Below are 26,255 nucleotides of genomic sequence, written 5' to 3'. Positions count from 1 at the left end.
TCACGCGCCTGCATAGGCCGACTCCCACAGTCCCGGCGGCAGCCAGGCGCCGGCGCCCGACTCCTCGAAGTTCCCGTAGAACCGCTTCGCCTGCGCGGGGTCGGTTTCCATCAGTTCGAGCACCTCGGCCTCGATCGCATCGAGATCTACCCAGTCACAACCGTCGTAGACGTACTTGAGGATCTTGCGCCGATGACGCCGATCACCCCACGACAGCCCCTTCGGTGGACGCCGCAAAAACTTGAACACGTCAACCGCGTTCGATTCGTGAGTCCTTTGCGCATAGGAGTTTTCGGACGGATCCCACATGTTCGATGTCTCGATGCCGCGGCCCTGCATACCGGCCAAACCGCGGCGCTGCGTTTCCGCGACGCCGATCAGTTTGTTCGACTTCGTGTAGAGACCGGTCTCGTCGTTGAGCACGAACGAGACCGGGTTGCCGAGTCGGGACATCGCCGAGGCGGTCACGCGGTCGATGCGGTTGTCGTCGCCCGGCAGCCGGATGAATCCCTCGCGGATCAGCATCTGCTGTTGCAGCGGCCCGTTCAGGATCATCGACTTCAGTGGCCGGTAGACGTTGTCGACCTGCTCCTCCGACGTCGCGGTCAGCTGGATCAGCGGAGTGGGGTGCGGCATGCCCATCGGTTCGCCGGGCATGTACTCGTGTTCGAACCCACAACTGCAGCCGTAGTCCTCGCACGCGTATCCGTCTCCGGCTTCTGCCCATCCGGCGAACAGCGACGGGCCGACGGCCTCGACGCAGGTGATGGCCGCGGCCCACGGACCCTTCCCGGACTTCTGGGGACCGATGATCTGCGAGCGCCGATACACGAATGCCTGGCTGCGCAGCGGTTTACGCGGCTGCCACTTCGCGGTGCGCCGCACCTGGTAGTGGTTGGCGGTGCACCAGAACTGCCAGTCGGCCATGACGAACGGCCGGCCTTTGTCGAACCCGTCCGGGACCGAGCAGTGCGCCTGGATCCATGGGTCCTGCAGGTCGGTCAGTGTCGGGAAGTTGACGAGGTAGGAATCGGTGGCGCGGGGCGTGGTCACGCACGGAGCCGACGGACGTTCGTCGGCTCCTCAGCCTGCCCCGGCTTCGGGGTGGCGATCTGCTTCGCCTCAGCCTTCGTCACCTCGACGGTGCCGATGGCCCAGCCGTTCTCCTTGAGTCCGGCCGGGGTGAGTCCGATCTGGTCGGCGAGCCGGGTCGTCGCGGCTGCGATCGCGGCCGGCGCCTCCGGGTCTTCCATCTTCACCGACCACCGCGTCCACATCGCGATGGTGCGCCACCGCCACGGTTCCTGCGCCCACTGGATCGCCTGCGGGGTGCGCCACGCCTCTTCCCAGACCTCGGTCTCGCGGGCGGTCGCGTCGGGCAGCGGGAACTGCGGGATCTTCCCCGTGTATCCGGCTGCGCTGAGGACGGTTTCCTTGAGCTGTCGCTGGTCCGAGCGTGCCGAGAACATTGCTGCCCGCGGTCCGGATCGGTTCCGAGCGCCACCATGTCCTGCCATGGTCCATCTCCTTCGTCGGCGTTGCGCCGTGTCGAGAAGCCGGGCCGGCATTGCGCCGGTCCGGACGGATGTAGGTGCGTGTCAGAGCTCGGGGAGCGTCAGGCCTCGGCGATCTGCTTGCGGAGCCGGGCCGATGCGTACTCGGTCATGCCGAGCAGAAGGTCGACAGGGACGTCGTTGTCTCGGGTCAGCATCGAGGACGCGGTGATCGAGATTCCGTCGTCGTTCCAGTCGCGACTGCGGACGAGGACGACGTATTCGAGCATGATCCCGTCGTTGTCGTCGGGGTAGTACGCCTCGAGGACCTTCTCGATCGCTTCGGTCAGCGCGTCGTCCGCGGCGATCTGTTCGGGTGTGCGCGACGCGCTCATGCGCGCGCCGGCCAGTTCCACGAACGCGGAGCACCATCCGGATCGAACCGCACCGCCCGGACCCGCTCATCTCGATTCGGTCCCCACACAAGGAGATCGACAACGTCGTCACGGGCGACATTCACCACGATCGCGGCCTGGGGAGGGATGTCCGTCTTCCCCAGGGCGGGGAACGGCGGGGTGAAGTGGACGATGCGGCCGACGGTGGGCTGCTGCACGGGCGGTGCTCCTTCGGGCTGGTGGGCGCGGCGGCGCGCCGCGACCCGGACGTCTTGAACCCTCCGCGCCAAACAGAGCCCTCCCCCGCGGTCAGGGAGGTGACCCCCTCGGGGGGCACCCCCCTGGGGTCACATAACCGCAGGTCAGAGGCTTGCTTACGTTGGGTAACGAGTTGCGTTTCCGCAGGTCAGAGGCCTGCGCGGCCAGCGGTGGCCCGGTTGCAGCCGACGTGCTCGGGGCCGGTGTAGCGGCGGCGGTCGCGGTCGTCGTGGCCGAGGTCCCAGAGCTGGCCGGGCCGGATCGGCCGGCCGCAGCGGGCGCACCGGACCCGACCGGCCTGGACGACCGGGCGCCATGCCTCGCGGGCCCGCTGGTGCGCGGCGCCGTAGCCGCGCTGGGAGGTGGTGCCGCGGGCCTGCTCTGCTTCCCGCCGGTGTGCCTGGCATCTCGACTCGCGCTGCATGCTCGGACAGCCGGGTTCGCTGCACACGCGCATAGGGGCCCGCGTCATCGCAGGGCGCCGAGGTCGGCGCGATGGACGACCGTGATGGGTGTCGGTCGCGGGAGCTGGTCGAGCAGCGCGTTGAGGCTGTCCTCGAGGAACCGAATCCTGACCTGGTCGTCCAGATGGCCCGGGCGTGCGTGCGTGCGCTCGTGACGCAGGCGAGCGAGCGTGTCGAGGATCAGGTCGTAGATGTTCGGCATGGGTCACCTCCGAACGCGGAAGAGCCAGGCGAACAGTCGCGGTGGCTGGCGCAGTTGCATGGGCGCTCCGGTTCGCCGGTGGCCGGCAGGTGTGGTCCCGGGCAGCTGTCTCTGGGCTAAGCCAGGTGCCGTCGAGGAGATGCTTTGTCCCCGTACCGCGCGCGGACGCCGAAGCGACGCGTGCGTCGAACGTTGGGGGAGTTGACCCGGGAAGCGTTGGGGCGCAGATACGCCGAAGGCGAGGTACCGGATTCCTGATCCAGTCCTCGCCTAACGGCTGCAGCCTACCACAGGGGGCGACGCAGTCCAGGTCAGAGCAATTTGAGTGCGTCGACGAGCCAGAAGTATCCGTGCTCGTTGGGCGTGAGCTTCCCTCGATCGATCCACGAGTTGAGGGTCTGCCGCTTGAGTGGCCGGCCGGTGCGCCACTGAACCGCATGGCGCAGCTCGGTCTTCGTCAGCGGCGCGTCGTCGAGCGTCCGCTGCTCATCGGCCGGCGGCTTCTGCCGCTCGGGCAGATCGACCGCGGCGTAGGCCCGGAGGTAGGCGTCGTTGATCTCGTCGTACGCCTGGTGTGCGTTGTGGAGCCGGGCGAGGTCGAACACGTGCCGCTCGAGCCACGATGCGGCGTCACGGATCCGCAGCCACCCCGGGTGCGGGTGCAACGTCGCACGGCACACGTCCTCGATCCACGCGGTGAGCACACCGTGCAGATCGAACGCGACGTCGGAAGCATCGAGGTGCAACGGCAGCGGCGTCTCGGAGCCCTTGCCGCCGATGTGCTCGGGCCGGGCGGTCTGCTTGGTGATGACCCGGTCGAGGTCGACGGCGATCCATCGGCGGATCGAGCCGAGCATGCGGGCGAGGTCGGTGGTGTGCGCGCGGTCTAGGGGCTGAGGGTCAGCGGTGGTGTTCATCAGTGACCTGTCTTTCGGTTCCTCCCCCTGCGACCCCGACGACGAGGGGCTGGCTGTGGCAAGGGGTTCGATCGGGCAGGAGAGGTTTCGGTAGAGGGTGGGTTACCTGCGTCCCCGTCCCGGCCCGACCCGACCCGTCCCGACCCGGCACGGCCAGAAGATGGAGGAAGGGTTTCTGCGGGTTCTACTGAATCCTGCAGAGCGGGTGTCGCGGCTGGTGACGGGTGGTGTTGCGTGTTGGCGTGGTCCGCCTTATCGGCGGGTCGCGGCGGCGTGGTGCTCGCGGTTTCCGGCGGGGTGCCGGTTCGCTGACGCCGAGTGTCGCGTTCCCCCACGGGCTGTGGGGTCGCAGTGGTGTCGGTGGGTGCGGTGTCCGCCTGGCCGGCGGGTCGCTCGGTCGTGCGGTGTCCGGCCGGCGGCCGGGTCGCGGTGGTCGCGTTGTCCGCCTGGGTGGCGGGTCGCGGGTCTGTAGCGGTGTCCGGCTGGGTGCCGGATCGCTGGTACTGCTCGACGATCGTCTTACGGTCCTCGGGGACCGTACCGGGCGGGACGGTCTTCCCGCGCCTGGCGGTGATGCTGAAACCGTTGGCGCGGGCCCATTCGTGCTCGCGGATCCACTTGCGGGTGTGGGGGCTGTAGTACGGCTTCGACGGGGCCGGGAGCAGCGGGTAGCGCTCGTCGGCGAGGGGATCGTTCTTACGGCCGCTGTTGCAGCGCGTGCAGGCGACGACGAGGGTGTCGACGGTCCCGGCATTGCCGGGTGCGCGGTGGTCGTAGGTACCGACGTGGCGGCCGGTCCGGGCACCGGCCTCGAACTTGACGACCTGCCCGCAGTAGCGGCAGGCGTCGCCGTCGCGCAGCCGCACCGGGATGATCAGGCCCGGGTTGCTGTTGTCGGACTTGCGCTGCCTCTCCCACTCGATTTCCTCGCGGGTGCGCATGTGGATGAACTCGGGGTCGTTGACGATCTTCCAGACGTCGATGCCGTCGATCTGGTCGACGTCCATCAGTCCGGCGCGCATACACACGTCGAGGAGCCGGTCGGTTTCCTCGTTGGCGATGAGACGTGCTGTGCCGTAGGACACGACGTAGTCGGTGGTGTGTGCGGCGGCGAGGGTTGCGCAGGCGACGAGGAAACCGAAGGTTTCGAGGAGCAGTGAGGTTGTGGCGTTGGGGTTCTCGTAGATGCGCAGGAGTCTGGGGTGGGTGAGGGCGTTGTCGCCGATTCGTAGCCAGGCCATCAGGACGCCCCCGGGCTGGGCTCGGGGGCGTGGAGTGTTGACATCAGTTCGGGGTCCTTCTTCCTGGTCGCGGTCGAACGGCTCGTGGTGCGCGGGTGCGGTGGTGCGCGCGCGGTGGTCGGCATCAACGTCCGGCTCGGCAGTCGTCGCACCACCGCGAACCTGCGGCGGCCGGGGCCGAGCAGACGCGGCAGTAACGCGGCGGCGGGATATGAGGGCGTTCGGCGCTTGCGATGGCCGCGGCGACGGCGACGTTGTCGGTGATCGATTCGGTCATCGGCGGCGGCGCTTGCAGTCCGGGCACGTGATCAGATCGGCGCGATCGGTCTGGAGCAGATGCCCGGAGCGCAGGCACCGCGTCAGAGTCAGCGGACCGAACGCGTGGACCAGCTTCGGCACCGGGATCAGCACGATCTCGCCGGTCTCCGGGTCGGTGACCGGGACGCGGCGGCCGCGGGAGCGGAGTTCACGGTAGCGACGAGCCTCTTGGAAGATGCTGTGCCCGAGCCACGCCCCGGCGCCGCACAGTGCCAGCAGCAGCGCGAGCACTCCGTAGGCGATGAGAACGTCGGTCACCGAGGCTCTCCGATCGTGACCGTGAGCCAGAGCGAGCCGGGGCGGCCCTTCTCGGCGGGATGGATCACGGGCATCAGCTTCGCCATCAGGTCCGGCGTGTCGTCGGCGACGAGGCCGGCGTCGACGAGGCCGTCGCATGCGGCTTTGAGGATCGGGGTGAGGTTGTCCTCGTCCATGCGGCGGTTCCGCTCCGGGCGGTAGTGCAGGCCGACGGTGACGTGCGCGCAGCCGGTGGGGAGCTTCTGGTTCTTCGCGAGTGCCCACGCGGTGCGGCGGATCTGCTTCTTGATGCGGGCTTCGGGCGCCCAGTGCATCCGGGAGTTCAGGGTGATCGGCGGGGACGTGTATCCGAGGTCGAGCGTGTACATCGCTACTCACCGTCCAAGGCGGCGCGGAGCTCCCACATCGCCTCGGCGGCGTCGACTTCAGCCTCGGTCATCTGCGGTGCCCTGTTGAAACAGCGGAGGAGAGCGCGACCTTCGGCGAGCAGTTCGGCGCGGCCTTCGGGTGTCGTCGGATCGGCTGTCACGGCATGTCCCCTCTCATTGAGGCTCGGTGGTAGCAGGTGGAGCACATCCCCCGGCCGATGTGCACGCGAGCGTCCGGGGTCTTGGGGCTCGTCTTGGTGCGCAGTTTCGTTCCGCAACCGATGCACTTCTCCGGCATCGGTTCACGGGGCTTGTATTGCCTGCGGCTCGCTACGAGTCGGAGTTCACGGCCCCGGAGGATCTGACGGTCCAGAGCGTCGGAATCCGCTTCCGTCCACTCCCCAGGCCACGAGGACACGGTCATGGCTTCCACGCCCGCCGCGGTTGCAGGTCGAGAATTTTCCGGATCAACGCCCACGCCCCTTGATTCGGGTTGTGCGACACGATGTCCTTGCGCGTGATGGCTTGACCGGGTCGTACCTCCCGGACAGCGCCGAGATATTCGTGTTCGGGGTGCCCGTTGGGGTGGCGGCAGGCGAGGCAGCCGACCGTGTGGACGACGCGGATGGTGCCGATGACTTCGCCGTTGACGCGGAGGTCGAGTTCGAGACTCACCGTGGCTCCTCGGGGGTGTAGAGGACCGTGACCGGAAGGTGTCCGCCGGAGACCGCCACCGGATCGGCTCCGCCCGGCATGAACCAAGCGATATCCTTCTGCGCACAGATGGCCCCGCCTTCCTCTGGGATTGGAATGAGCACCACGCTCATCTCCGGGAGTGCGTCGATTTCGGCGACGGCGGTGATAGTGCGAGGCTTGCGCCAACCGGCGGCGAGGATCGTGTCGACGCGGTGGAGATCGAAACCCGAGCCCCGCCATCCGCACTTGCATCGGGTGCTATCCGGCTCCTCGGAGCTCCAGTACGACAGCGTGTGTTCACCGAGAACCTTGGCGAGTTCGTCACGCTGCACGCTCATCGGTGTGCACCTCGCATGGTCGCGGTGATGGTGGTCGACGAGACGTCACCGCCCATTCGAGTGGCGAACTGCTGCATGGCGATCGGGGTGTCACGGGGCCAATCCGCGACGAGGATCAGGAACTGTTCGAGATCGGCGATCGTCGGGTTCGAGGGCGTCGTGTAGGTCGCCTTCGTTTCGACGCTGGATGTAGCCATGTCAGACCAGCCCCTTCTCTGCCCACCACCGCTGGTAGGTGTCGGTCAGCCACCCGTCGATTTCGAACGGGTCAGGGCGCTTCGCCCATGCGCCGCACCCGATCAGGCACTGGATCTGGGCCTTCAGGTCACGCATCCGATCGAGTGCTTCGTCGAGGGTGTGTTCGCCGTTGCGGAGTTCGCGCAGCCACGTTCGATCCGGCTCCGGGATCGGCAGGGTGATCCGGCCGGTCGAGAGCAGCTCGACGCCCTGCAGCCCGAGGCGGACCGCGTGGTATGCGAACTTCGTATCGAAGCCGTGGACGTCGACGAGCTCCGGGCGGTTGGTGCGCTGGGCGCGGAGTCCGAGCATCTTGTCCCGCTGGGATTCGAGGTAGCCGATGAAGCGGTGGCCGGCCTGCTGAGAGATGAACATCTCCGGGCGGGCTTGCAGCTGCTCCCCTACCCAGGTGTTGGTGACGATCTCGTGTTCGGGCAGGAACAGCAGGAGCAGCACGGTGGGGTTGCCGGCGGCGGTGAGGCGCGCCCACTTGCGGAGGCTGTAGACGACGACGTCGAGATCGCCAGGGCCGGAGCGCACACCTTCGGGTTGGGTGCGGAACTGGTACTGCTCGAAGCGGGCGTTGCCGATGACGTACGCGGGTGGCTCGATGCACACGCCCATCTCGTCGCGGTCGTCGGCGCCGGTGGTGACGCCGTGGAGGCCGGAGCCGACCTGGCCGCGGAGGACGGTGTGCTCGTCGGTGATGGCCTGGAATTTGGGGCCGCTGTAGGCGACCTGCTTCGTCGGGGTGGACATGGAACCTCCGGGGTGGGTGCTGTGGTCGAGCGCGCCTGGGCATCGCTTCGATCCGCAGTGGGGGCACAGAGTCATGCGCGCGATCGGGATGCCGGCATAGGTCGGCCAGGTCTGCGAGTCGCAGCTGTAGCAGGGGCAGCCGGGGTACAGGTCGGTTGGATACGGATCTGCGGGCATCGGCCGCTCACTGCTTCGGCGGGGTGAGGGTGATGGTCCACTGCTTCACCTGGCCGTCGAACCGTTCCTCGACGATGGTGTCGAGGTCGGCGACCAGTTCGGTGTATGTCGCCTCGGCACCGCGGTGGCGGACGAGCGCGACCTTGTAACCGAGTCGGCCGTAGTCCCAACCGAGACACAGTGGGGCAGGGCCCGACGCTGGGGATGCCACGTAGCTGTCCCGGTTCTCGCCGAGGGAGAGCCGGAGCCATCGGCTGAGTTCCGCGTAGCCGTCGCGGATCTCGTCGTTGACGGCGCGTGCCGCCGCCATGTCGACGCCAGCAATGAGGCGGTGGACCGACGTGCGGAGGTTGGTGAGGATTCCGCCCGTTGTCTGGAGTCCGTCGTAGAGACCGTCGAGATCGAGGCGCAGGTCGTCGACCATGTCGAGGAGCTGCTCGGCGTACGTGCGTGCCCACACGAGCCAGTCGACGTTCGCCGGCCGCGGGTCGTGCGGATCGGTCGCGGCTTCTTCGGCGTTCCTGGCGTCGAGCAGTGCGCGGCCTTCGTCGAGGTTCACCTTCGGTGGGGTCACTGTGCGTTGCCCTTTCGTTGTTCGCTGTACCAGTGGTGGAGTGCGTCGACGACGAACTGGCGGGTCAATCCAGTCGCCAAGGGAGCCGGCTCCCAGCCGATGATCAGGAGCCACCGCGGACCCACCGGGAGATTTCGGTGGATGATGAGCGGTCGTCGGTGCGGTTCCCGATGGCGAGTTCGCCAGACACGCAACGTCATTCCTTCGTCGATGCCATAGAACTGCGAGGCGTGATGGGTGTGCCCGGGGGTGCCGAGGATGCACGAGAGGCGGCGGCCGTCGGCGGTGATGTAGCGCGCCGTGCACGGCCCCTGCTTGTTGCTGTCACTGGCCATGGCTGGGCACCTTTGCGTCTTTGGGGAGTTCGTGTCCGATCTCGTAGCGGCAGGTTCCGCAGATCACGCGCAGCACCTCGGCGGCCAGCTCCTCGGAACCTGGCCACTCGACGGGGAAAGTCGTCGAGCCATCTCGGCATTCGGTCGTCGCCGTGAACTCCTCGCGCATCGTGACGATCGCGAAGCGGCGCATGAGGATGACGCCGCCGCACTTCGGGCACGCGCACCGCATCGACCGGGCCTTCGGCAGCGCCGCGTACCGGTCCTCGAGCCGGGCCCGAGCTTCTGCGGCTGAGTCGGCGATCACCGGCCGTCCATCCACCACATGATCGCGACGAGGATGACGATCGCGCCACCGACGATGAGGATCCCCGCTGCGGCAGCGAGAGAACCAACGACCACGTCCATAATGAGAGTCACTGTCCGCCTCCGGGTGTCCACAGGACGACCGCGGGCAACTCCCTTGCGTCGATGATGAGGCTGTCCTCGAACCCAGACCGGTAGCCGCTGCGCCAGTTCTTCGTTGAGAAGTCCGACAGCTCGTAGACGTCCCCGGACCGGCTGCGGACCAGAGTTTCGTTCGGTAGCGCAAAGACCTCGGCCATGGTCGTGATCGTGCGGGGTGCGAAGTGCTCGGCCGCGAGCTCGACGGCCAGGTCGATGCACGCCGCGGTGTTGCCGCCGTCGCGCACCGGCGGCACGGGCAGGCCGCGGCCGTGGGTGAGGGCGCGTTCCGGCCACGCGGCGCGGATCTTGTCGCGCAGCTGCACAAGCTGATCGGTCATCGGATCAGTCCTTCCGCGGTGAGGGTGAGGATCGGCGTCGTGTAGTGGCCGGCCGCGGCGAGCAATGCGAGCCAGCCGCAGAGCGTCACGACTTCTCCTCTGCCGGGGCCCCGGGGATGTCCGGGCAGGGATGCAGGGACCGGGCGGCGTGGTCGATGACGAGGGCGGCGAGGGCGAGCCAACCGGAGGCGATCATGGTGGTGGTGGCGAGCGCGGAGGCAGCGGTCGCGGCAGCGGTCTTCACTGCTGGTCACCGCCGTCCGTGCCGACGTAGCGGACGTACGCAATCTTGTTGCGGGCCGCGGCTTCGAATGTGCCCTTCGGTCCGAAGCCAACCTTTCCGCTGCGGATGGCACTGAGGAACGAGCTGATCGACTTGTAGGCGTCGTCGCCGGCCGGTGGGTATTCGATCCAGCGGCGCGGGTTCTCCTTGGCGACCTTGATGAGTTCGCGGCGGCGTTGGGGAATGGGCCGGCCGGAGCGGTTGTCGGCGGCGGGGAGTGTGTCGACAATCCGGAACGGTGGCGCCGAACGGGGAGCGGACGTGGGACCGCCGCGACTGGGTACCGGGGCGGGCTTCGGTCCCGGCTTCGGCGCGGTGTGTTCCGGGACCGGGAACCGGGGTTCGGGCACCGCTGTCGGCCACTCGGTGATGGGGGTTTCCGGCGCGTCGGCGAGTGTCGTCCCTCGTCTGGCTGCGCGGGCTTCTTCTCGTTGCATGCGCCTCCATTCGCGGTCGTCGTCTTCTCGCAGGTTGCTCATCGGCCGGAGCCTTCCGAGAGGATCTCGGCGATCACTGCCTTGTCGTACTGGGTGTTCTCGAGGTAGCGGGCGACCGCGGTCTCAGCGGCGGTGTTGACGTCGAGGCGTTCGCCGTCGTCTCCGCAGGCGAGGCGTCGGGCTGCACGCGCGACGGTGCGGGTAGGGCACGGCGCCGGGACGTCGCAGTGGATGCAGCGGCCGTTCAGTTCGCTGTGCAGAGTGTTGATGGCGACGAGCTGGGCGGCGAGGCGCCGGTTCTTCAGTCGGGTGGCGCGGCGTTCGGTGGCGGTTCCCATGGTGGGCTCCTTGTCGGTGGTGCTCGGGTTTGTCTGGTGCAGTGGATGGTTCGACCCGTTGGCTACGGGCGGTCGATGTGGGTGTCTCCTGATGAAGTGGGCGTTCGGGTTACGAGAAGCGGTTGGTCTCGGATGCTGCTGACCGAACCGGCGGGATGGACGCTGACGCCGTCACCGACGATCGGCTCCTTTCCGGTGACGAACGTCGCGGTGACGATCCAGTGGTCCGGGAGTTGCGGTGCGCGGTAGACGTTGACGCTGTTCTGGTCGAGGAGACCGGGAACCGGGGTACCACCGATGGTGATTCCGGCGGCGGTGATTTCGATCTGCTGGTCGTAGGCGTAGTCGGCCATGTCAGTACTCGTTCCCTGTTGCCGGGTTGGCTGCGAGTTCGCCGCGGGCGCGGCGGTTGCTGTCGATGGCGTTGGCGAGGTTGTCGTCGCCCTGGCCGCAGATCGGCTTGCCGCAGGGTGCGTGCCGGTGGTCGCCGCAGCGCTGGCAGTTCCAGGTGATCACTCGCCGGCCTCGGTGATGTGGTCGTACCAGCGCTTGACCCAGCTGGCGTCACCGAGTGCGGTGTGGCGTTCCTCCGGAGCCGGCGGTTCGACGCCGCATGCACGGGATAGGTCGTCGGACCGGTACGGCGGCGCTGTGAACGAGGACAGTTCGCGCTCGATGTCCTCGATGATCTGCTCGTCGGCGGCGACCTCACGGTCGACTTCGATGCGGCGCGGCGAGTCCTCGCTGGCGTGCCGGTGGAACTGCGCCTGAAGGACCTTCTTCTCGGCCAGTTCCGTCGCGCGGGCGTTGAGCTTCGCGATGATCGGTGCGCGGTCGGGGCGTGCCTGCAGCCATCCGGCGGCGAGGGTTTCGACGTCGACGAGCTGGTAGTGCCAAGCCGGGCACAGCTGGTGCCGGCGCAGCATCGCGGCGAGGACTTCGGTGTCGAAGTTCGGCACCGCGCCGACGATGATCGCGCCGCGGGTTGCCTGCATGACGTGCGCAGCGGCGACGCGTTCCTCAAATGCGATCGGACCAGGCCGCGACCGTCCCCTCTCTCCGGTCTCAGAATCAAATCCCCCGCACCACCGATCGAAAAACCGTCCGACGTGCAGGCCCTGCAGCTCAGCATTGGACAGGTCGACGTCGACAATCTGGATGACGTTCTCGGTTTCGGTGCCGTCGATCTCGCGGCGGATCCATCCGATCTCCCACGGTCGGCGGTCGGCGAGCAGGCCGGTGGTCTCACAATCGATGAAGCAAATCGGGCGATCATTCACTTGTTGGACCTCCACTGTCCGGTAGCTGAATCACGTTTATGGCCGGAGTACGCAGACTCGCGCCGGTTCTTGCTCTGCTCGCTCGCCGTCGCCCATCGACAGTTCTCGGGGGCGTACGGGCCGTCATTGTCGACCCGGTCGATGCTCAGGTTTGGCGGTCGATCTCCCATGTCGCTGACGAAGTGCCAGAAGCTATTTCGCCAACGCTCACAGACGGTGATACCGCGACCGCCGTACCTGTCGTAGGCGTGGTGCGTCTTCCGCTCACAGCGCCCGACCATGTCGAGGTACGTCTCATACAGCGGGTGCGAATTCATCCCTCCACGCCAGTTCGGGTTGTCCGGTCCACACCGAGGAGGCCGCGCCTTCACCGAACAGCTGTATCCGCAGAACCTCTTTCGTACTGACGGGAACTTCACGGAGAAGGCTGCACCGCACAACTCACATGAGCGATGAACTCCCGCGGTCACTGGTCGTCTCGCTTCCCGCGCAGGGTCACAACGATGGGGCCCGCCGCGGGCGGTGCGTCGGTGGTCTCGGTCTTGGTGTTGCGGGCAGGCAAGGTCGGATCGGGCAGACGCGCGTCCCACGCCACGGCCCACTGCTTCATCTCGACCGCGCGGTCCTCATCGATGGCGACGGGCATGAGCGCACCGAGGAACGATTCACCGACGGTGATCGACAGGGCCGAGGTGCCGGTGCGGGCTTCGAACACGACGGGCTGTTTGTAGACGACACTGGCGATCCGGAACGCGGAGAGGCGATCTCCGGCGGCGGCGAACTGTTCGAGCCATTTGAGTTCGCCGTGACGGGTCCGGGCGATCAGGTGCGGCACGTCGGGGAACGCGTCGTCGGTGGCGGTGCGCTGCTGGGTCAGGGACTGGCCGTTGATGCCGGGCAGGCCGGACACGTCGGTGAGGGTGAAGTAGTTGTCGCCGACTTCGAGGCGCAGGATTGCGGTCGGATCGTCGCCTTTGTCCTTGGGTGCCTTGAAGATCTGCAGGACCTTGTCGACTTGTTCGGGGGTGAGGTCGAGGATCGCGTTGTCGCCGGTCGAGTCTTCGGTTTTCCAGACGGACACGAGCGCGAGGCCGGCGGAGACACGGTCGGTGGCGGCGACGTAGACGTTGTGCGGGTCGATCTCGAGGCGGACGCGCCGGAACGTTTCGAAGTCGGGGTCCTTGTCGAGGTGCGGGCGGACCGCGGTGAGTGCGGCACGCAGGTCGTGGGTGCCGACGACGACGGTGGTCACGCAGTCTCCTCAGGGTCGGTGGGGAACATTTCGAGTTGCCCGGCGGTGGGTGTTGGGGCCAGGTGGGTGCCGCGGTTGAGCCAGCCGTAGATCGTGAGGCGCCGTTCCGGTGGTTGGGCGTGCCACCAGGCGTCGGCGTCTGCTGCGGTCACCATCGCCGCCGCCGGTGCGACGGCCGGACCGCGCCGACTGCGCGCCGAACGTGGTCGGGCATCGGGTTCGTGGGGCGTCGGGCGTGGCAGGTGTCGCGGTGCGGGACGTAGAGCTTCTCGCTGTTGGCGATGGCACGGTGCAGGGACTCGCCGGTGAGCACGTCGGCCCAGAGGCAGCCGTTCTCGTCTCGGGTGTCCCGCTTCCGGACGATGCCGTCGCGGTCGTCCGGGTACAGGTCGAGAGCGATGTACGTGCCGCGGCCCGTGGTGCGGGCCCAGGTGATCTCGGCGTTGCAGTCCCTGCACTTGGCGCTCATCCCGCGAGCACCACCGGCTGTTCGGTGTGCGGGTTCGGGTCCAGGCCGATGTGGTCGCGGATGCGGGCGGTTGTGTAGAGCGTCCACTGGGTGTGGTCGGCGATCTGTCGGTCGCTGTAGCCGCGGCGGTGCAGGAGCGAGACGAGGACGCGGCGGTCGTACGCCGAGAGGGCCTCGCCGGGGATCTTCCCGGCGAGGGCGTCCTCGAATTGGCCGGCGTTGTCGAGGCGGCGGCGCGGGAGCAGGCTCATCGGTCGCTCCCGTTGATGCTCTCGGTGACGTGGCGTGCGAGTACGGCAGCGTCGAGCCGGGACTTCATGGCGTTGATCGCGGCCGAGAGTTCCTGCAGTTGGGGAAGGGACAGTCCGAGTTGGGTGACGACGTCGACTGTCGCATCCGGGTACAGGACGAGGCTCGCGGATCCGTCGTCGGCCTGCCACACGATCGTGCGGTCGGAGGGGATCCGGAAGGCCATGCTCGGCGGGTCTGGAAGGTGCTTGATCTGTAGGTGGGTCAGCAGTGATTCCCAGGCTTCGATGATCGAGTTCTCGATGGTCGCGATCTCGGGGTCGGGGGTGGGTGCCACGGTGGGTTCCTCCTTGTATCCGCCGCAGGGGCACAGGTTCAGCTGGGCGCGGACTTCGTAGCGGCCGACTTCGTCGGTGGCGCAGCCTCGCGGGTGGTGGTTCCGGCGCGGGTGGCCGCAGAAGGCGCAGGGTTCGAGCCGGTCGAGTTCCGGGATGGGCAGGCTCATCGGCGCTTGAAGTCCTTCATGGATGTGCACTGGACATCCCGGGCGGGGACGAACACATCCCCGTACCAGCGATCCCAAGCCTGGTCCCGGTGCCGTTCGGCCAGCTGGGCGTGCCGTCGGCCGAAGGCTTCGGCGGTCTCGATCACCAGTCGAGCGCCGTCGTACTCGTTGTTCTCGGCGAGCTCGACGGCGTACTGGTCGAGCCTGCGCGCCATATCGTCGAGGCCCGGCTCGATGACGATGTCGGCGAGCAGGTCGGCGAGCGCGTGCACCTGGTCGACGGCGTCCTTGACGGTTCTGGTCTTGCCTTGTGCGGCGGCAGCTTCGATCGTGTCGCACTGATCGTGGATCTTCTGGGCCAGTTCGCTGCGATGCTGGCGGAGCGTCTCGTTGATATCCGGTGTGGTCATCGTGTGCTCTTCCCTGTCGTGTGGCCGGTGGCGGCGCGGTGCGCACATCTGGTGCTCAGAAACAGGACTCCACTGTTTTCGCGCGCCGCCACCGGGGTTGGGATGGCGCCGAGCCCCTGGGGGGTGGGGCTCGGCGCCGGGATCCGCGCCGGCCAATTCCCCGTTGGCGTCGCGGATGGCCTGCGGCCCAGTGGTCAGTACCGGTCCGGTCCGTGTGCGGCGTCGAGCTGGTCCGCGAGGTGACGGAGCATCGCGGCCTGCACGCCGAGACAGATCCGGCGGCGGCCGGACATCTGCACGATGTCGGCGCGGGGAACGCTCGGGTTATCGGGATCGACGCCGAGCGTGACGATCGCGGACGCGTACCGCTGCATGTCGGCGACCTTCGATTCGGTGATCTGCTGCAACTGCGGTCCCATCACCACACCGCCGGGGCCGACGGGGTGACCAGCCAGATGACCGCGCCGAGTACCACACCGAACGCGAGGATCCACAGCCACGCTTCGGTACCCACCGGGCCGGACGGGATGTAGTCGTCGGCGACGTCCGGCTCGCCAGGGGCCGACACGGGCTCCGGGTTCGTGTCGACGATGCTGACGATGTCGCCGTCGATCACGACGGGCGCGGTCACGACGTACGCGGTGTCAACGGGGACCGACATGAAGTGCGCGTCGACCTCGTCGAGGGTGGCGAGCATGGAGTCGAAGATCGGGGTGCTGGCGCCGATGTTGGGCAGGGCGAGAGTCATGCTGGCTCGATTCACTCGGTTCTGGCTGGGTTCGGGTGTTGTGGCGGTGCGCGTTGGGTTCGCCTGATCGGCGCACTGTGTGCAATTCGCACCCGGAAATTCGACGGTCCGATCTACGCTGTCGGTTCAGTGCGGAGCGTCACGGAATGGGGCGGTAGATGTCCACGAACGATGCAGAGCTCGAACGGATCCGCGAAGCGGGCCGACGGGAGGGGAGGTCGCAATGGGGGAAACCTCTCCCCCACAAAGCGATCCAGGTGCTACAGCAGATCGCCTCGCAGCAGAGGAACAGAGATTCGTCGGAGGCGTAGCGTTCAGTCACTCGGGAGCGACTCGAACCACTCCCTGAGTTCGTCTGCGCCGATCAGAATCTTTCGACCGGACCGGCGACTTGCAAGTCGGCCAGCCCGCAACTCACGGCGGATCGTGTCTGTCGAGACACAGACTGCCGAGGCTGCTGATTCCACGTCGAAAGCGATCTTGTTGCCAGTCATGCCGCGGGCTCCTGGGCGTCAGTCACGCGCTTTCCTGTCGGCCGAGTCACGATTCTCGCCCGGCGTTGCGCGACCTCCTCGATCGTCACGTCGAACGCGTCGTCGAAATCGATCGCGAACTTCGTCATCACGGCGCCGATGAAACGGGGGCTGGCTTCGCTCTTTCCTGATGCCTGCCGAGAGACTGTGGACTTCTCGATACCGAGCTTCTCGGCGAAGCTGGTCATCGTGCGATGCGTCTTGAGCATCTTCTCCAGCCAGTCCTGCCGGACCCGGACTGTTGCGATTTCCGGCATCCCACCTCCTAGGTTGCCTTTGCCAAACCGGTAGTTCTGGTGACAGAACAGAAGCTACACGCCTGGTTTTTTACGCGCAACCACTGATTTGGTTGCCAGAACGACTTGAAGCGTTGCTTTCGTGCAACTACCCTGGTCGCATGTCGGAAACGAGATGGTGGAAGTACGTCGAACGGCTCATCAGAAACGACACGGCACAGGAAGCCGCCCGCAGAGCGCAGTTCAGCAAGAGTGCCTTCACACGCTGGAAGCAGGGGGCCAACGCCGACCCAGAATTTGTCGTCAAGCTTGCTCGCGCCTATCACGCGAATGTGCTTGAGGCCCTGGTGGAGGCGGAGTTCATCACAGAAGACGAGGCCGGCCTTAAGGAGGTCGCGGTTGGGCGATCCGATCTACTCGCCTCGATACCCATCGACGAGCTGATGAATGAACTACAACGACGCATCACGGTGCTTTCCCAAGATGCGGATTCGAAGAGCTCAAACCGGGAGGAAGACAACAATATCGCCAAGGTGCACTCCTTGACTCCGCGAGATCAAGTCCCGACGCTTGACGAGCTGGAAGGCGAGGAATACGTGGCCATGACCAGAGGAGACCTCGACCCCGATGAGGACGTCACAGATCACGACTACATCCCATAGGACCGAGGTGCAGCGCCTCTACGAGATCGCGGCCGCTGCTGGAATTTTCATCGTCGAGGGTGACATTCCCGGCAACGAATCCGCGCGCTACTACCATTCACACCGCTGCATCGTGCTGCGGGCCGGGATGCCATACGTCGAGTCACTATGCGCACTCGGCCATGAACTCGGGCATGCGCACTATGGCCACGTGTGTCGGCCCGAGCTAGACGCCCGTGCTCGCCAAGAACGTCAGGCAGACGAGTATGCAGCCGAACTACTGATCACTGCCGCGGACTACCGCTCGGCCGAGAAGCTCTGGGGTCCGCATGACGGCGCGATTGGTCATCATCTCGACGTAACACCACGAATTGTTCGCGCATGGCGCGAGTTTCATTCGAGGAGGAACTGAACGCTATGACGTGCAGATGGGTCGAAGAGCCAGACGGGAAGGGTGGGACCGTGTCCTACATCGAGTGTTCGTGGCCGCGGTCGGGTCCTACCATCCGTGAGGTACAGGATGACCAGGCCGAGGCCCCAGATCCTGAAGGTCCGGACTGGGGCGCCTGACTCAGTCCCCAGACAGAAGCCCGTCGAGCGCGCTGAGCGCCTGGCGCGCCAAGTCGCCACTGACATGCTGATAGCCGCGCGTCGTGACGATATTCGAATGACCCATGATGCTCGCGATCACGTGCGCGTCGACACCCGACTCCATCAGCAGGCTTGCGGTCGTATGCCTGGCCGCGTGAATAGGTACCTCCGGCGCTCCAACCGCCGCGAGGGCGTCACGCCACGCCTCGAGGTCATCGATAGGGCGAATCGGCCGAAACTGCTCCGATACCCACACAAGCCCCCATTCGTTTGGGATCTGCGCTTCGCGGTACTCGGCGAGCAAGGCCGCTAGTGGCATGGGTAGCGGGATCAACCGCATACTCTTCGCCGTCTTCGGGCGAGTCAGCGCGGTTCCGCGATACAGCGGGATGTGCTCAAAACCAGCCGGCACACTGAACCGCTTCGGCGACTCAGGATCGGCATCCCTCTTCATCGGCAGCCTCTGCAACTGCCACGACAAGTCGAGAGTCCCGTTCACAAGGTCTACCCGGTCCCACTGCAGCCCGAGCAGCTCTCCCTGCCTGGCTCCGGTGAGCAGTGCCGCGGCGTATCTGGTCGCCATCGAGTCACCTCTGTCGAAGGCGTTCTTCAGCACTGCGCGGGCCTGGTCGGTCGTCAGTGCGCCGCGTTCCTTCGACAGTACCTTTGGCGCCGGAACGTTCTCAGCGATGTTCTTTGTCAGGAGGCCTTCGCGCACGGCATCTTTCAGCGCCTTGGACAGGATCCTGTGTGCGATCTCCGCGGTGCGTGTCGATCGGCCGGCCGAGACGATCTGGGTGTGCATGGATCGGATCTTCGCCGGTGTGAGCTTGACGAGTTTGGTCGTGCCGATGTGCGGCGAGATGTTTTTCTTCACAGCGGAGCGGTAGGTCTGCAGGGTTCGAGGATTGAGTTGCCGGGCAGCGATGTTGTCGAGCCAGTGTTTGAGCCAGTCGTCGACTGTCAGCGTGACTTTTGCGGGATTGATTGCGCCGTCTTCGATCTGGCGGTGAAGCTTCCGCAGCTTCTGGAGTGCAGTCGCCTTGTCCTTCGACGAGACAGTACGCCGCCGACGCTTTCCGTCCTCTCCCGGAGGTAGGTCAACGGTGCCGATCCACATCCCGTCCGCTCGCTTGTACAGGGCACCTTCGCCTGGTGCTCTCCTCGCCATGTTCAGCTCCCCGATCCGGCCCGGCACTGTAGCCACGTACTGTAGCCGAGCTATTCCTACTGTAGCCAACGCTGTAGTAGGCTGGGTTGCGTGACCAGGAGGAACACGGTGATGACGAGCGCGAATATTGCGATTGTTCAGCTTCCCAAGCTGAATACGCGGGTTCGATTCCCGTCATCGGCTCCACCATGACGCGATTCCCCTACAGACTGAGCCGAGTCGTGCTCTCGCGGCGTCGACGCGATGGCAATTTCACCAGGTGGCCGAAGTCGAACCGCGGAACCCGTGGATTTCGCTACCGGGGCAGGGGTCGCTATCTGCCGGATCGGATCCTCACCGGGGACTCTTCGCGCGATCGCGTTGCGAGACGACGCCTACCGATTGCGCGCACCGGTTCCGGCTCACCGAGGAACCGGCCCCGCGGATCGAGACGCACACGCTTGCAGAACCAGTCGTGCAGCTCGAGCACGTCAGCGCAGCAAATGTGAAGCCGACAAGCACCGTGTACCGGCCGATCCCGAAACCGCGGAAGTACCCGCGATGCACATGCAGCCGGTTCTGCTTCAGATCGGCGAACACACTCTCGATCCCGACCCTGCGGTGATACGACATCTCACACGCAAGGGTGCCGTGCTGGAACGGCATCCGCATATCCGGGTAGTCCGAGTCGTACAAGGTGATCGTGTGTCCGCACCCGCATTCCTCGCCGCGAGTGCACGAGGTCGTCGGGACGCTCTGCGGCGCCCTCATCGACTTCGGGTTGTTCGGGCAGCGGAGCCGCCCAGGCTGGGCAGCGGGCCCGCGATAGCTGCGTGATTCATCGGGGTGGCGCGCGTCGTGCGGAATGTACGCGTACGCCTGCCGCGCCTGGTGCCGGCGCTCGACCCGCTCACGGTCGTCTTTCGACACGTCGATGGCGATCGGGTCGAGGTCGTACAGTCCTTCCGGGAGGCTGTCCGCGTACAGGACCCCGTCGATCCAGAAGGTGTGCGTGCCTTCGGGTCCGGGATGCATGCCACGCCGGTTCGGGTGCAGGTCGTAGATCGTGGTGTACCCGAGCTTCCAGACCGGAAGCGCGAACGTGTCGTTGCGGACGTTGTTGTAGGCGCGATCGGCGATCAACTGGCGGCTTCGGGATCGTTTCCCCCGGCGCCCCGCACCGCGGGAGAGTCCTCCGGTGCCCTTGCGTGAACCCGCCGGCGTCATAGACCGGGAGACGCATCACCGGGCCGAGCCGGGAGCGGACGGTCGGTATCGGCCCAGAACCCAGGCCGGCACGCCCGACGGTTGCATCGCAAACCGCGCGTCCGCCGAACTCATACCATTGGTTAATATACTAACCAATGGTATGGTATCCGGGTGCCATCGGTTGACGACGGTCCATCGTGGCCCCCCGTTGCCTACGAGCAACGTCCGTGGGTCAGCTCGGTGGGCAACTACGGGTCCCGACGCGAGCGCCACCTCACCTCGGGCCCCTACCGTGCGGCAGTGCCAGCTTTCATTGCGCACCAATCGATCTCACTGAACGACGAGTTGCAGGCGCTTGCAGAGGAAGCAGCGACGGAACTCACCCGTTTCGACGTCGAGGTCGGTCACATCACCGCTCCGTTCGCATCCATCCTGCTCCGCACCGAGAGTGCGTCTAGTTCGGAAATCGAAAATCTCACGAGCGGAGCGCGGCAGATCGCGCTGGCTGAACTCGGCGAGCATGCTTCCCGCAATGCCCGTCTGATAGTCGGAAACGTCAGAGCGACGCAAGCCGCGTTGGAGTTGTCCGATTCCATCGACACCCAGGCGGTCTTGCGGATGCATCGGGCACTGCTCGAGCACGACGATCCGAACATCGCCGGTCGATGGCGACGGGAACAGGTGTGGATCGGCGGGCGGAGTCTCGGGCCACACACCGCACAGTTCGTGCCCCCGCACCATGACCATATTTCGGGACTGATCGACGACTTGATCGTCTTCTCCAATCGGGTCGATCTGCCGGTAATGGCGCAGATCGCGATCGCGCATGCGCAGTTCGAAACCATCCACCCCTTCATTGACGGGAACGGGCGTGTCGGTCGCGCACTGATTCAGGCAATGCTTCGCGGTGGACGGCTCACGCGCAGCGTTACCGTTCCGGTCTCCGCGGGTCTACTCCACAACACTGCAGAGTATTTCGAGGCGCTCGGCGAGTACCGCTCGGGTAACGTCGAGCCGATCGTGCGTTCGATCGTGGACGCGTCATCTGCTGCGATCGCCAATGGTCGTCACCTCGTCCGAGACCTGGAATCGGTTCGTGCCGACTGGCGCACCCGCGTAAAGGCGCGGCGAGACTCAGCGGCGCACCGACTGGTCGACCTCCTTCTTCGTCAACCGGTCGTGGACAGCAAGCTTGTCGCTTCGACCCTCGAGGTCACCGGCGCCAACGCGCAGATCGCGATCGATCGGTTGGTAGACGCGGAGATACTCGCCCAGATCACCGATGGCCGGCGGAACCGGATTTGGCAAGCCAAAGACGTGGTCCGCGTCCTGGACGAGTTTGCTGCTCGCGCCAAACACCGCAGAGGATAGTGGGCACAGTTGCGCGCCGAGGTGTCGAGCGTCTGCAAGTCTCCCGCAACACCACCGGAGTAGGTCCAGGAGATGGCGACCGATCTACTGGGAGTGCCGTTCCTGCGCGTCCGCCGGCTCATGAGCTCTCGACCGACCGGACTGCGACGACAGCGTTCGGATCCGCGTGATCGGCGGGTGTGGCTCGTTGTGATTACCGACTGGTCAGCTTCGCGAACCCGTGTTCGGGCCGGGGCAAGACGGAATAGGTGAACACCCCTCCATCCACTCCTCATCCGCCGGAGTGCTCCCTTCTCGGGTATCCGCTCGATCGCCAACCATTCGCTGGTTCGATCGTCACAGCGTGTGACCGACGGCCAAGCGGATCCGCTCATACATGTGCCTCCACGGTCGAGCACCGGTCGTGCGTCACGAATCTCCTTGGGCACGAACGTGAGTCCGCGTCGCGTTTCCTCGGGGGGTCGCACGGCGTCGGGTCGGAGAACGGTCGATGCGACCCGAGTGTGATCGCCGACCGGTCACCAACCCAATCCGCGTGCAGCCCAGCACGAACCGCCATCGGTGAACACCTCTCCCCACCTGAGCACCGACTTCGAAATGCATTTCTCCCACGCCCCACTTCTTCCCTGAAGCGTGTGATGGTGCCGCCGGTCGGCTACCGTCCCTGCTGTGACGCAGGCGAACGACAACAGCTTCGGTGCCGTCCTGCGGCGTCTGCGCAAGTCCCGCAGCCTGACCCAGGAGGAGCTCGCCGAACGAGCCGGTCTCTCGGTCAAGGCCGTGAGCGCGCTCGAGCGTGGGGAGCGGCAGCGTCCCTACCCGCACACGGTCCGGGCACTGGCCGCCGCGCTCGACCTCGACGACGCCGACCGCGACCGTCTCAGCGCTGCGATTCCCGCATCCGCGCGTCCCGCGCCGCGCCGCACAGGCACCTGGTCGGTGGCCGCGCCGGCCACCGACCTGATCGGCCGGGACGGGGACATCGAACGCATCGCTGCACTGGTGTCGTCGGGCAGGCGCCTGGTCACGGTCACCGGGCCGGGCGGCGTCGGCAAGACCCGCGTGGCGTTCGCGGTGCTGGAGCAGTTGGCTCCTTCGTACGACGTCACCGTCGCCGTGGACCTGGCACCGGTCCGCGATCCGGCACAGGTCCTGCCGCAACTCGCCGCCGCGGTCGACCTGCCCGAGCGCGGCGCGGGCGGAGTCACCGAACGGCTGGTCGCCGCGTTCGCGGGTCGTCGTGCGCTGGTTTTCCTGGACAACTTCGAGCACCTCCTCGACGCGGGCCCCGACGTGGCCGATCTGCTGACCCGGTGCCCGGGGCTCATGCTGCTGGTGACGAGTCGTGCGGCGTTGCGCGTCCGGGCCGAGTACGAGGTCGGTCTCGGCCCGCTGCATCTCCCCCGATCCGACCTGTACGACGACGTGAAAGCGTCTGCGGCCGTGCAGCTTCTTCTCGACCGCGCTGCCGCCGCGGGAGCCGAGCTGGTGCTCGACTCGGATAACGCTCCGGTCGTGGCCGCCATCTGCCGTCACCTCGAGGGGCTGCCCTTGGCACTCGAGCTCGCCGCGGCGGGCGCCCGCCTGCTGCCACCGGCGGCGCTGCTCGCTCGCCTCGAAGTCCACGAGGTACCCCCCGGTCCCCGTGATCTCGCCGAACGCCAGCGCACGATGACGGCCACGCTCGACTGGAGTCTCGACCTCGTCGACGACACCGACGCTGCGGTGTTCGAGCAGCTCGCGGTCTTCTCCGGCGGCTTCACCCTCGACGCCGCTGCCGCGGTGACCGGCCTCGACGACGTGCTCGCCCCGCTCACCGTGCTCGTCGCCCACTCGCTGGTCGCCCCCAGCCCGATCTCTCTCAGCACGCCGCCCGAGGACGAACCACGCTTCCGGCTGCTCGAGCCGGTCCGCCAGTACGCCGGACAGCGACTCGTCGCCGCCGGAGGGTCGGCGGCTGCCGCTGATCGTCATGCCCGGTGGTATCGGTCCTTCGCCCTCGACGCGGGACCGCGGCTGCGCGGTCCGGGCCTGTGCACCGAGCTCGATCGCCTGGAGGCAGACCACGCCAATCTGCGCTCGGCCTTCCTGCGCCTGCTCGAGCTGGGCCACAGCGACGATGCCGCAGAGCTGGCGGCCACCGTGTGGATCTACCTCGCCCTGCGGGGCCATGCCCGTGAAGGGCTCGAGTGGCTGGACCGGGCGAGGGTGCAGGGATCCGACGCGGTCCGCGCCCGAGCTCTGGTCGGCCGGCTGGGTCTGCTGTTCGCCACCGGCGACATCGCCGGCATGCGGGAGGTGGCCTGGACTGCGGTGCCGCTGGCACGCCGTGTCGGCGACGCCCCCCTGGCAGTCGAGGCGGCGATCCTGGCCGGGCACGCCGCGATCTTCGCCGGTGACCTCGACCGGGCCCGCGACCTGCTCGACGAAGCGCTGGTGGGCGCGTCGGGAGCCGGGTTGCGGTGGGAGGAGGCGCACACGCTGGTCGCGTTCGGACAGCTCGCGCTGGTTCGCGGAGATCTCGACGAGGCAGACCGGGTGCTCGGCCGTGCGCTCGAGATCGGGCGAAGCATCGGCAACGACTTCACCCTCGCTACCAGCCTGAATCGCCGGGCCACGGTCACCGCTCTCCGAGGTGACACCGCCGGCACGGCTGCGCTGCTCGCGGAGTCCACTACCCGGTCGCTGGATTCGCGGATGAGCTGGACGCTGAGCTATGCGCTGCCCGCCCTGGCCGGAGTGGCCGTGCAGCTGGGCGAACCGCGGGCCGCCGCCATGCTCTTCGCTGCGTCGGCGTCCCTGTCGGTGACCGACGCGATAGACCCTCGGTTCCCGGTGTCCCGTGAGCTCGCGGCGCAGGACCTGGCCACCGCGCGCAGCCTCCTCGGCGAGGCCGCCTTCCAGGAAGCCTGGGATGCCGGCCGCACCGCGACAGCGCCCGAGCTCGCCGACCTGGCAGACGAACTCACGCGGCGCGCACGCGCGTGATGTAGCGCCGGTACAGGCGGGCACCGACGGTGCGCAGGAACAGACGCACCGGGATCGGGAACTGTCCCAGCATCCGGGCCCGCTCGTCGTCGTCGGCCTCTTCGAGGATGGCGCCGGACATCAGCGGGAGTTGCCGGGGAGACATCGCGTCACGACCGTGGTCTCCGAGGCTCTGCCACTCCTCGACGGTGATGTGGCACGACACGAGCGGCAGGATCTCCCGTTCCTCGAGCTCGAGGTGCTCGAACAGCGCGGCCGCCAGGCCTTCGACCGTCCGCGCGAGCTGCTCGCCGCCGATCGGTGTCGGCGCCTGTGCCCAGGCCGCATTCTGCGCCCGGACCCCCTCGGTGCGACTCTCGACGATCCCGTGCTGGTGCTGCATCGTCTCGACGAGTGCCGTCGACGGAGCGGCACGCACCTGGAGCAGCGGCCACAGCACCGCGTCCTCGCCGGTGTGATGCATGTGCAGCCCGTCGAGAAGCAGTGTGAGGTGCTCCGCGACCAGCCGAGCGCGTGTGGTGTCGCCCTCGGCAACGGCCCGGATCAGCTTCGGCAGCGCGGTGAACTCACGCCGGAAGACGCGGTGGATGACGAACATTTCGTTGATATCGGGGAGGGACGGGGAAGCAGGGCTGATGGCGGTCATGTGAACCTCCGAAGTGGTTGTGATCTGTACGCATTCAGCCTGCGCGGCGCAGCGTCCGACTCCCATCCACGTCACCCCCACACTGCCCCCACACTTCGCCGCTGTGGCTGTCACCCGCCGGCCGTTCGACCGAGTGTCGATGCACACGGCGACCACAAGAGCCGCCCGACACGAGGATCCGTCCATGGCAACCACCACCACATCCCCCGCCACCGCGACCACCAACGCCGTCCCGTGGGTGCTCGCCACCGCGTTCACACTGTCCGCGGTCCACACCGTGTACGCAGCGGCCGCGGGCATCGAAGACCCGACCTTCACCGTGACGACACCTGCCGCCTGGCTGTTCTACGCCGTCGGATTCGGCTCGGTGTGGCTCGCGCGCCGACAGGAAGCCTGGGCCCGGATCGGCGTGCTCGCCTACCTCGTCGTGCTGCTGGCGATCAGCGTCTTCTACTACCCGACCACGTTCACCGCGGAAAAGCAGACCGTGTTCGGCTGGTTCGAGAACGACGTCTACGTCGGATTGCTGATGATCGCCGCGTATTCGATGGTGGGCCGGGTCCGATCGTCGCTCTCGGTGCACTGATCCGCAAAGTCGGCCGTGACCCGTATCCGTCGTCCTACAACTACTTTGCCATTCCGAATCACGAGGAGACGGCGATTTCGCGGCTGTCACCGCGAAATTCGGCAATGACGGTGCCGGCGGAATCCCTGACTGCTACGTCGTAGATTCCGTTGCGGCCGAATCGGGAGCGTTCGGTCGCCGTTGCCGTGAGCACTGCGCCGACCCGCGTGGGGCGCAGGAAGCGGATATCGGCTCGCGCGGCGACAGCGGGCCGGCCGTGGCTGTTGCAAGCGAGCGCGAAGGTGGAGTCGGCGAGAAGGAATACGTAACCGCCGTGTGTGATGCCGTGTCCGTTGACCATCTCTGCGGTCACGGCCATACGCGCTGCGGCGGAACCATTCCCGATCTCGAGGATTTCGATCCCCAGTCGCCGCGAGGCAAGGTCTTCCGCGAACATCTCTTCGGCGACACGGAAGTGGTCCACGTCCGAAGTGGTCATTTCGATACCTCCGGTATCGGTTGGGCGAATGCGCGACATG

Annotated in this window: 44 protein-coding genes; 5 read left to right on the top strand and 39 right to left on the bottom strand. The window is 66.7% G+C overall.

All coding sequences use genetic code 11. The features are described 5' to 3' along the window. The 35 genes from M1M07_RS07660 to M1M07_RS07495 form a co-directional block, all read right to left on the bottom strand. Entirely contained in the window at nt 1-1,053 is a 1,053-nt protein-coding gene (locus tag M1M07_RS07660; RefSeq protein WP_248673761.1) for a terminase, read from the bottom strand. Then, nucleotides 1,050-1,517, bottom strand: coding sequence for a hypothetical protein (locus M1M07_RS07655; protein ID WP_248673760.1), 468 nt, complete (start codon nt 1,515-1,517; stop codon nt 1,050-1,052). Before M1M07_RS07655 ends, M1M07_RS07660 begins: the two co-directional genes overlap by 4 nt. 98 nt (nt 1,518-1,615) lie before the next feature. After that, nucleotides 1,616-1,888 carry a hypothetical protein gene (locus tag M1M07_RS07650; protein ID WP_248673759.1) on the bottom strand — a complete coding sequence of 91 codons (273 nt, stop codon included), beginning with the start codon at nt 1,886-1,888 and terminating at the stop codon, nt 1,616-1,618. After that, nucleotides 1,885-2,106 carry a hypothetical protein gene (locus tag M1M07_RS07645; RefSeq protein ID WP_248673758.1) on the bottom strand — a complete coding sequence of 74 codons (222 nt, stop codon included), beginning with the start codon at nt 2,104-2,106 and terminating at the stop codon, nt 1,885-1,887. Before M1M07_RS07645 ends, M1M07_RS07650 begins: the two co-directional genes overlap by 4 nt. Nucleotides 2,107-2,294: 188 nt before the next feature. Further along, the gene (locus M1M07_RS07640; RefSeq protein ID WP_248673757.1) at nt 2,295-2,570 is read right to left on the bottom strand and encodes a hypothetical protein; all 276 of its coding nucleotides are present in this window, start codon (nt 2,568-2,570) and stop codon (nt 2,295-2,297) included. Between the two features lie 44 nt (nt 2,571-2,614). After that, nucleotides 2,615-2,812, bottom strand: coding sequence for a hypothetical protein (locus M1M07_RS07635; RefSeq protein ID WP_248673756.1), 198 nt, complete (start codon nt 2,810-2,812; stop codon nt 2,615-2,617). Between the two features lie 311 nt (nt 2,813-3,123). Continuing rightward, nucleotides 3,124-3,729, bottom strand: coding sequence for a hypothetical protein (locus tag M1M07_RS07630; RefSeq protein ID WP_248673755.1), 606 nt, complete (start codon nt 3,727-3,729; stop codon nt 3,124-3,126). Then, complete coding sequence (locus M1M07_RS07625) at nt 3,729-4,970, bottom strand: HNH endonuclease (protein WP_248673754.1); 1,242 nt, start codon at nt 4,968-4,970, stop codon at nt 3,729-3,731. Before M1M07_RS07625 ends, M1M07_RS07630 begins: the two co-directional genes overlap by 1 nt. Before the next feature lie 273 nt (nt 4,971-5,243). Then, nucleotides 5,244-5,546: a hypothetical protein gene (locus M1M07_RS07620; RefSeq protein ID WP_248673753.1), complete on the bottom strand. Its 303-nt coding sequence runs from the start codon at nt 5,544-5,546 to the stop codon at nt 5,244-5,246. Continuing rightward, nucleotides 5,543-5,914: a hypothetical protein gene (locus M1M07_RS07615; RefSeq protein ID WP_248673752.1), complete on the bottom strand. Its 372-nt coding sequence runs from the start codon at nt 5,912-5,914 to the stop codon at nt 5,543-5,545. The genes M1M07_RS07620 and M1M07_RS07615 overlap by 4 nt, the downstream gene beginning before the upstream one ends. 2 nt (nt 5,915-5,916) lie before the next feature. Then, nucleotides 5,917-6,075, bottom strand: coding sequence for a hypothetical protein (locus tag M1M07_RS07610; protein WP_248673751.1), 159 nt, complete (start codon nt 6,073-6,075; stop codon nt 5,917-5,919). 259 nt (nt 6,076-6,334) lie between these two features. Next, nucleotides 6,335-6,589, bottom strand: a complete 255-nt coding sequence (locus M1M07_RS07605; protein WP_248673750.1) for a hypothetical protein — start codon at nt 6,587-6,589, stop codon at nt 6,335-6,337. Next, nucleotides 6,586-6,948 (bottom strand): hypothetical protein, encoded by a 363-nt coding sequence (locus tag M1M07_RS07600; protein WP_248673749.1) that lies wholly within the window; start codon nt 6,946-6,948, stop codon nt 6,586-6,588. The genes M1M07_RS07605 and M1M07_RS07600 overlap by 4 nt, the downstream gene beginning before the upstream one ends. Then, entirely contained in the window at nt 6,945-7,145 is a 201-nt protein-coding gene (locus M1M07_RS07595; RefSeq protein WP_248673748.1) for a hypothetical protein, read from the bottom strand. Before M1M07_RS07595 ends, M1M07_RS07600 begins: the two co-directional genes overlap by 4 nt. A 1-nt stretch (nt 7,146) precedes the next feature. Next, nucleotides 7,147-7,944, bottom strand: a complete 798-nt coding sequence (locus M1M07_RS07590; RefSeq protein WP_248673747.1) for a nucleotidyltransferase domain-containing protein — start codon at nt 7,942-7,944, stop codon at nt 7,147-7,149. A 184-nt stretch (nt 7,945-8,128) separates the two neighbouring features. Then, nucleotides 8,129-8,695 (bottom strand): hypothetical protein, encoded by a 567-nt coding sequence (locus M1M07_RS07585; protein WP_248673746.1) that lies wholly within the window; start codon nt 8,693-8,695, stop codon nt 8,129-8,131. Beyond that, complete coding sequence (locus M1M07_RS07580) at nt 8,692-9,030, bottom strand: hypothetical protein (protein WP_248673745.1); 339 nt, start codon at nt 9,028-9,030, stop codon at nt 8,692-8,694. Before M1M07_RS07580 ends, M1M07_RS07585 begins: the two co-directional genes overlap by 4 nt. Next, nucleotides 9,020-9,337, bottom strand: coding sequence for a hypothetical protein (locus M1M07_RS07575; protein WP_248673744.1), 318 nt, complete (start codon nt 9,335-9,337; stop codon nt 9,020-9,022). Before M1M07_RS07575 ends, M1M07_RS07580 begins: the two co-directional genes overlap by 11 nt. A gap of 109 nt (nt 9,338-9,446) precedes the next feature. Continuing rightward, nucleotides 9,447-9,815, bottom strand: coding sequence for a hypothetical protein (locus M1M07_RS07570; protein ID WP_248673743.1), 369 nt, complete (start codon nt 9,813-9,815; stop codon nt 9,447-9,449). An 85-nt stretch (nt 9,816-9,900) separates the two neighbouring features. After that, nucleotides 9,901-10,059, bottom strand: a complete 159-nt coding sequence (locus M1M07_RS07565) for a hypothetical protein (protein ID WP_248673742.1) — start codon at nt 10,057-10,059, stop codon at nt 9,901-9,903. Beyond that, nucleotides 10,056-10,577: a hypothetical protein gene (locus M1M07_RS07560; protein WP_248673741.1), complete on the bottom strand. Its 522-nt coding sequence runs from the start codon at nt 10,575-10,577 to the stop codon at nt 10,056-10,058. The genes M1M07_RS07565 and M1M07_RS07560 overlap by 4 nt, the downstream gene beginning before the upstream one ends. Continuing rightward, nucleotides 10,574-10,873 (bottom strand): hypothetical protein, encoded by a 300-nt coding sequence (locus M1M07_RS07555; protein ID WP_248673740.1) that lies wholly within the window; start codon nt 10,871-10,873, stop codon nt 10,574-10,576. The genes M1M07_RS07560 and M1M07_RS07555 overlap by 4 nt, the downstream gene beginning before the upstream one ends. 62 nt (nt 10,874-10,935) lie before the next feature. Further along, nucleotides 10,936-11,226, bottom strand: a complete 291-nt coding sequence (locus M1M07_RS07550; RefSeq protein WP_248673739.1) for a hypothetical protein — start codon at nt 11,224-11,226, stop codon at nt 10,936-10,938. 1 nt (nt 11,227) lies between these two features. Beyond that, entirely contained in the window at nt 11,228-11,389 is a 162-nt protein-coding gene (locus tag M1M07_RS07545; protein ID WP_248673738.1) for a hypothetical protein, read from the bottom strand. Next, on the bottom strand, nt 11,386-12,153 hold the full coding sequence (locus M1M07_RS07540; protein WP_248673737.1) for a hypothetical protein: 768 nt from the start codon (nt 12,151-12,153) through the stop codon (nt 11,386-11,388). Before M1M07_RS07540 ends, M1M07_RS07545 begins: the two co-directional genes overlap by 4 nt. 466 nt (nt 12,154-12,619) lie before the next feature. Beyond that, the gene (locus M1M07_RS07535; protein WP_248673736.1) at nt 12,620-13,405 is read right to left on the bottom strand and encodes a hypothetical protein; all 786 of its coding nucleotides are present in this window, start codon (nt 13,403-13,405) and stop codon (nt 12,620-12,622) included. Continuing rightward, the gene (locus tag M1M07_RS07530) at nt 13,402-13,560 is read right to left on the bottom strand and encodes a hypothetical protein (protein WP_248673735.1); all 159 of its coding nucleotides are present in this window, start codon (nt 13,558-13,560) and stop codon (nt 13,402-13,404) included. Before M1M07_RS07530 ends, M1M07_RS07535 begins: the two co-directional genes overlap by 4 nt. Next, nucleotides 13,554-13,874 carry a hypothetical protein gene (locus M1M07_RS07525; RefSeq protein ID WP_248673734.1) on the bottom strand — a complete coding sequence of 107 codons (321 nt, stop codon included), beginning with the start codon at nt 13,872-13,874 and terminating at the stop codon, nt 13,554-13,556. Before M1M07_RS07525 ends, M1M07_RS07530 begins: the two co-directional genes overlap by 7 nt. Next, nucleotides 13,871-14,125, bottom strand: coding sequence for a hypothetical protein (locus tag M1M07_RS07520; RefSeq protein ID WP_248673733.1), 255 nt, complete (start codon nt 14,123-14,125; stop codon nt 13,871-13,873). Before M1M07_RS07520 ends, M1M07_RS07525 begins: the two co-directional genes overlap by 4 nt. Next, the gene (locus M1M07_RS07515; protein WP_248673732.1) at nt 14,122-14,628 is read right to left on the bottom strand and encodes a hypothetical protein; all 507 of its coding nucleotides are present in this window, start codon (nt 14,626-14,628) and stop codon (nt 14,122-14,124) included. The genes M1M07_RS07520 and M1M07_RS07515 overlap by 4 nt, the downstream gene beginning before the upstream one ends. Then, entirely contained in the window at nt 14,625-15,038 is a 414-nt protein-coding gene (locus tag M1M07_RS07510; protein WP_248673731.1) for a hypothetical protein, read from the bottom strand. The genes M1M07_RS07515 and M1M07_RS07510 overlap by 4 nt, the downstream gene beginning before the upstream one ends. 194 nt (nt 15,039-15,232) lie before the next feature. Then, nucleotides 15,233-15,457, bottom strand: coding sequence for a hypothetical protein (locus M1M07_RS07505; RefSeq protein ID WP_248673730.1), 225 nt, complete (start codon nt 15,455-15,457; stop codon nt 15,233-15,235). Further along, entirely contained in the window at nt 15,457-15,786 is a 330-nt protein-coding gene (locus M1M07_RS07500) for a hypothetical protein (RefSeq protein WP_248673729.1), read from the bottom strand. Before M1M07_RS07500 ends, M1M07_RS07505 begins: the two co-directional genes overlap by 1 nt. A 314-nt stretch (nt 15,787-16,100) precedes the next feature. Further along, a complete protein-coding gene (locus tag M1M07_RS33195) occupies nt 16,101-16,280 on the bottom strand; it encodes an excisionase family DNA-binding protein (protein WP_368862558.1) in 180 nt (59 codons plus the stop codon). Further along, a complete protein-coding gene (locus M1M07_RS07495; RefSeq protein ID WP_248673728.1) occupies nt 16,277-16,576 on the bottom strand; it encodes a helix-turn-helix transcriptional regulator in 300 nt (99 codons plus the stop codon). The genes M1M07_RS33195 and M1M07_RS07495 overlap by 4 nt, the downstream gene beginning before the upstream one ends. A gap of 140 nt (nt 16,577-16,716) precedes the next feature. On the opposite strand from M1M07_RS07495, the gene M1M07_RS07490 reads away from it, so the two are divergent. Together M1M07_RS07490 and M1M07_RS07485 are read left to right on the top strand one after the other, a co-directional pair. Beyond that, nucleotides 16,717-17,217 (top strand): hypothetical protein, encoded by a 501-nt coding sequence (locus M1M07_RS07490; RefSeq protein WP_248673727.1) that lies wholly within the window; start codon nt 16,717-16,719, stop codon nt 17,215-17,217. Nucleotides 17,218-17,224: 7 nt separating this feature from the next. Beyond that, nucleotides 17,225-17,608: an ImmA/IrrE family metallo-endopeptidase gene (locus M1M07_RS07485; protein WP_248673726.1), complete on the top strand. Its 384-nt coding sequence runs from the start codon at nt 17,225-17,227 to the stop codon at nt 17,606-17,608. Between the two features lie 159 nt (nt 17,609-17,767). Here the strand turns inward: M1M07_RS07485 and M1M07_RS07480 are convergent, their stop codons facing one another. Both M1M07_RS07480 and M1M07_RS07475 read right to left on the bottom strand, forming a co-directional pair. Next, on the bottom strand, nt 17,768-18,994 hold the full coding sequence (locus M1M07_RS07480; protein ID WP_248673725.1) for a site-specific integrase: 1,227 nt from the start codon (nt 18,992-18,994) through the stop codon (nt 17,768-17,770). 297 nt (nt 18,995-19,291) lie between these two features. Next, nucleotides 19,292-20,080, bottom strand: a complete 789-nt coding sequence (locus M1M07_RS07475; RefSeq protein WP_197256474.1) for a hypothetical protein — start codon at nt 20,078-20,080, stop codon at nt 19,292-19,294. Nucleotides 20,081-20,317: 237 nt separating this feature from the next. Between M1M07_RS07475 and M1M07_RS07470 the strand changes: the two genes are divergently transcribed. Both M1M07_RS07470 and M1M07_RS07465 read left to right on the top strand, forming a co-directional pair. Beyond that, nucleotides 20,318-21,517: a Fic family protein gene (locus M1M07_RS07470; protein ID WP_197256472.1), complete on the top strand. Its 1,200-nt coding sequence runs from the start codon at nt 20,318-20,320 to the stop codon at nt 21,515-21,517. Nucleotides 21,518-22,186: 669 nt separating this feature from the next. Further along, a complete protein-coding gene (locus M1M07_RS07465) occupies nt 22,187-24,505 on the top strand; it encodes a helix-turn-helix domain-containing protein (RefSeq protein WP_197256471.1) in 2,319 nt (772 codons plus the stop codon). Here M1M07_RS07465 and M1M07_RS07460 read toward each other — a convergent pair. Continuing rightward, nucleotides 24,483-25,151 carry a hemerythrin domain-containing protein gene (locus M1M07_RS07460; RefSeq protein ID WP_248673723.1) on the bottom strand — a complete coding sequence of 223 codons (669 nt, stop codon included), beginning with the start codon at nt 25,149-25,151 and terminating at the stop codon, nt 24,483-24,485. The two genes, M1M07_RS07465 and M1M07_RS07460, sit on opposite strands and share 23 nt — an antisense overlap. 184 nt (nt 25,152-25,335) lie before the next feature. Here M1M07_RS07460 and M1M07_RS07455 point away from each other — a divergent pair, with 184 nt between their 5' ends. After that, nucleotides 25,336-25,737 carry a hypothetical protein gene (locus M1M07_RS07455; protein WP_248673722.1) on the top strand — a complete coding sequence of 134 codons (402 nt, stop codon included), beginning with the start codon at nt 25,336-25,338 and terminating at the stop codon, nt 25,735-25,737. 58 nt (nt 25,738-25,795) lie between these two features. Here M1M07_RS07455 and paaI read toward each other — a convergent pair whose 3' ends face one another. Next, on the bottom strand, nt 25,796-26,215 hold the full coding sequence (gene paaI / locus M1M07_RS07450) for a hydroxyphenylacetyl-CoA thioesterase PaaI (protein WP_248673786.1): 420 nt from the start codon (nt 26,213-26,215) through the stop codon (nt 25,796-25,798). Nucleotides 26,216-26,255 lie beyond the last annotated feature (40 nt).

This window comes from Rhodococcus sp. HM1 (genome assembly GCF_023218075.1).
Classification (GTDB): Bacteria; Actinomycetota; Actinomycetes; order Mycobacteriales; family Mycobacteriaceae; genus Rhodococcus.
The sequence above is the reverse complement of the archived record's forward strand: the minus strand, read 5'-3'. Positions and strand labels throughout refer to the sequence as shown.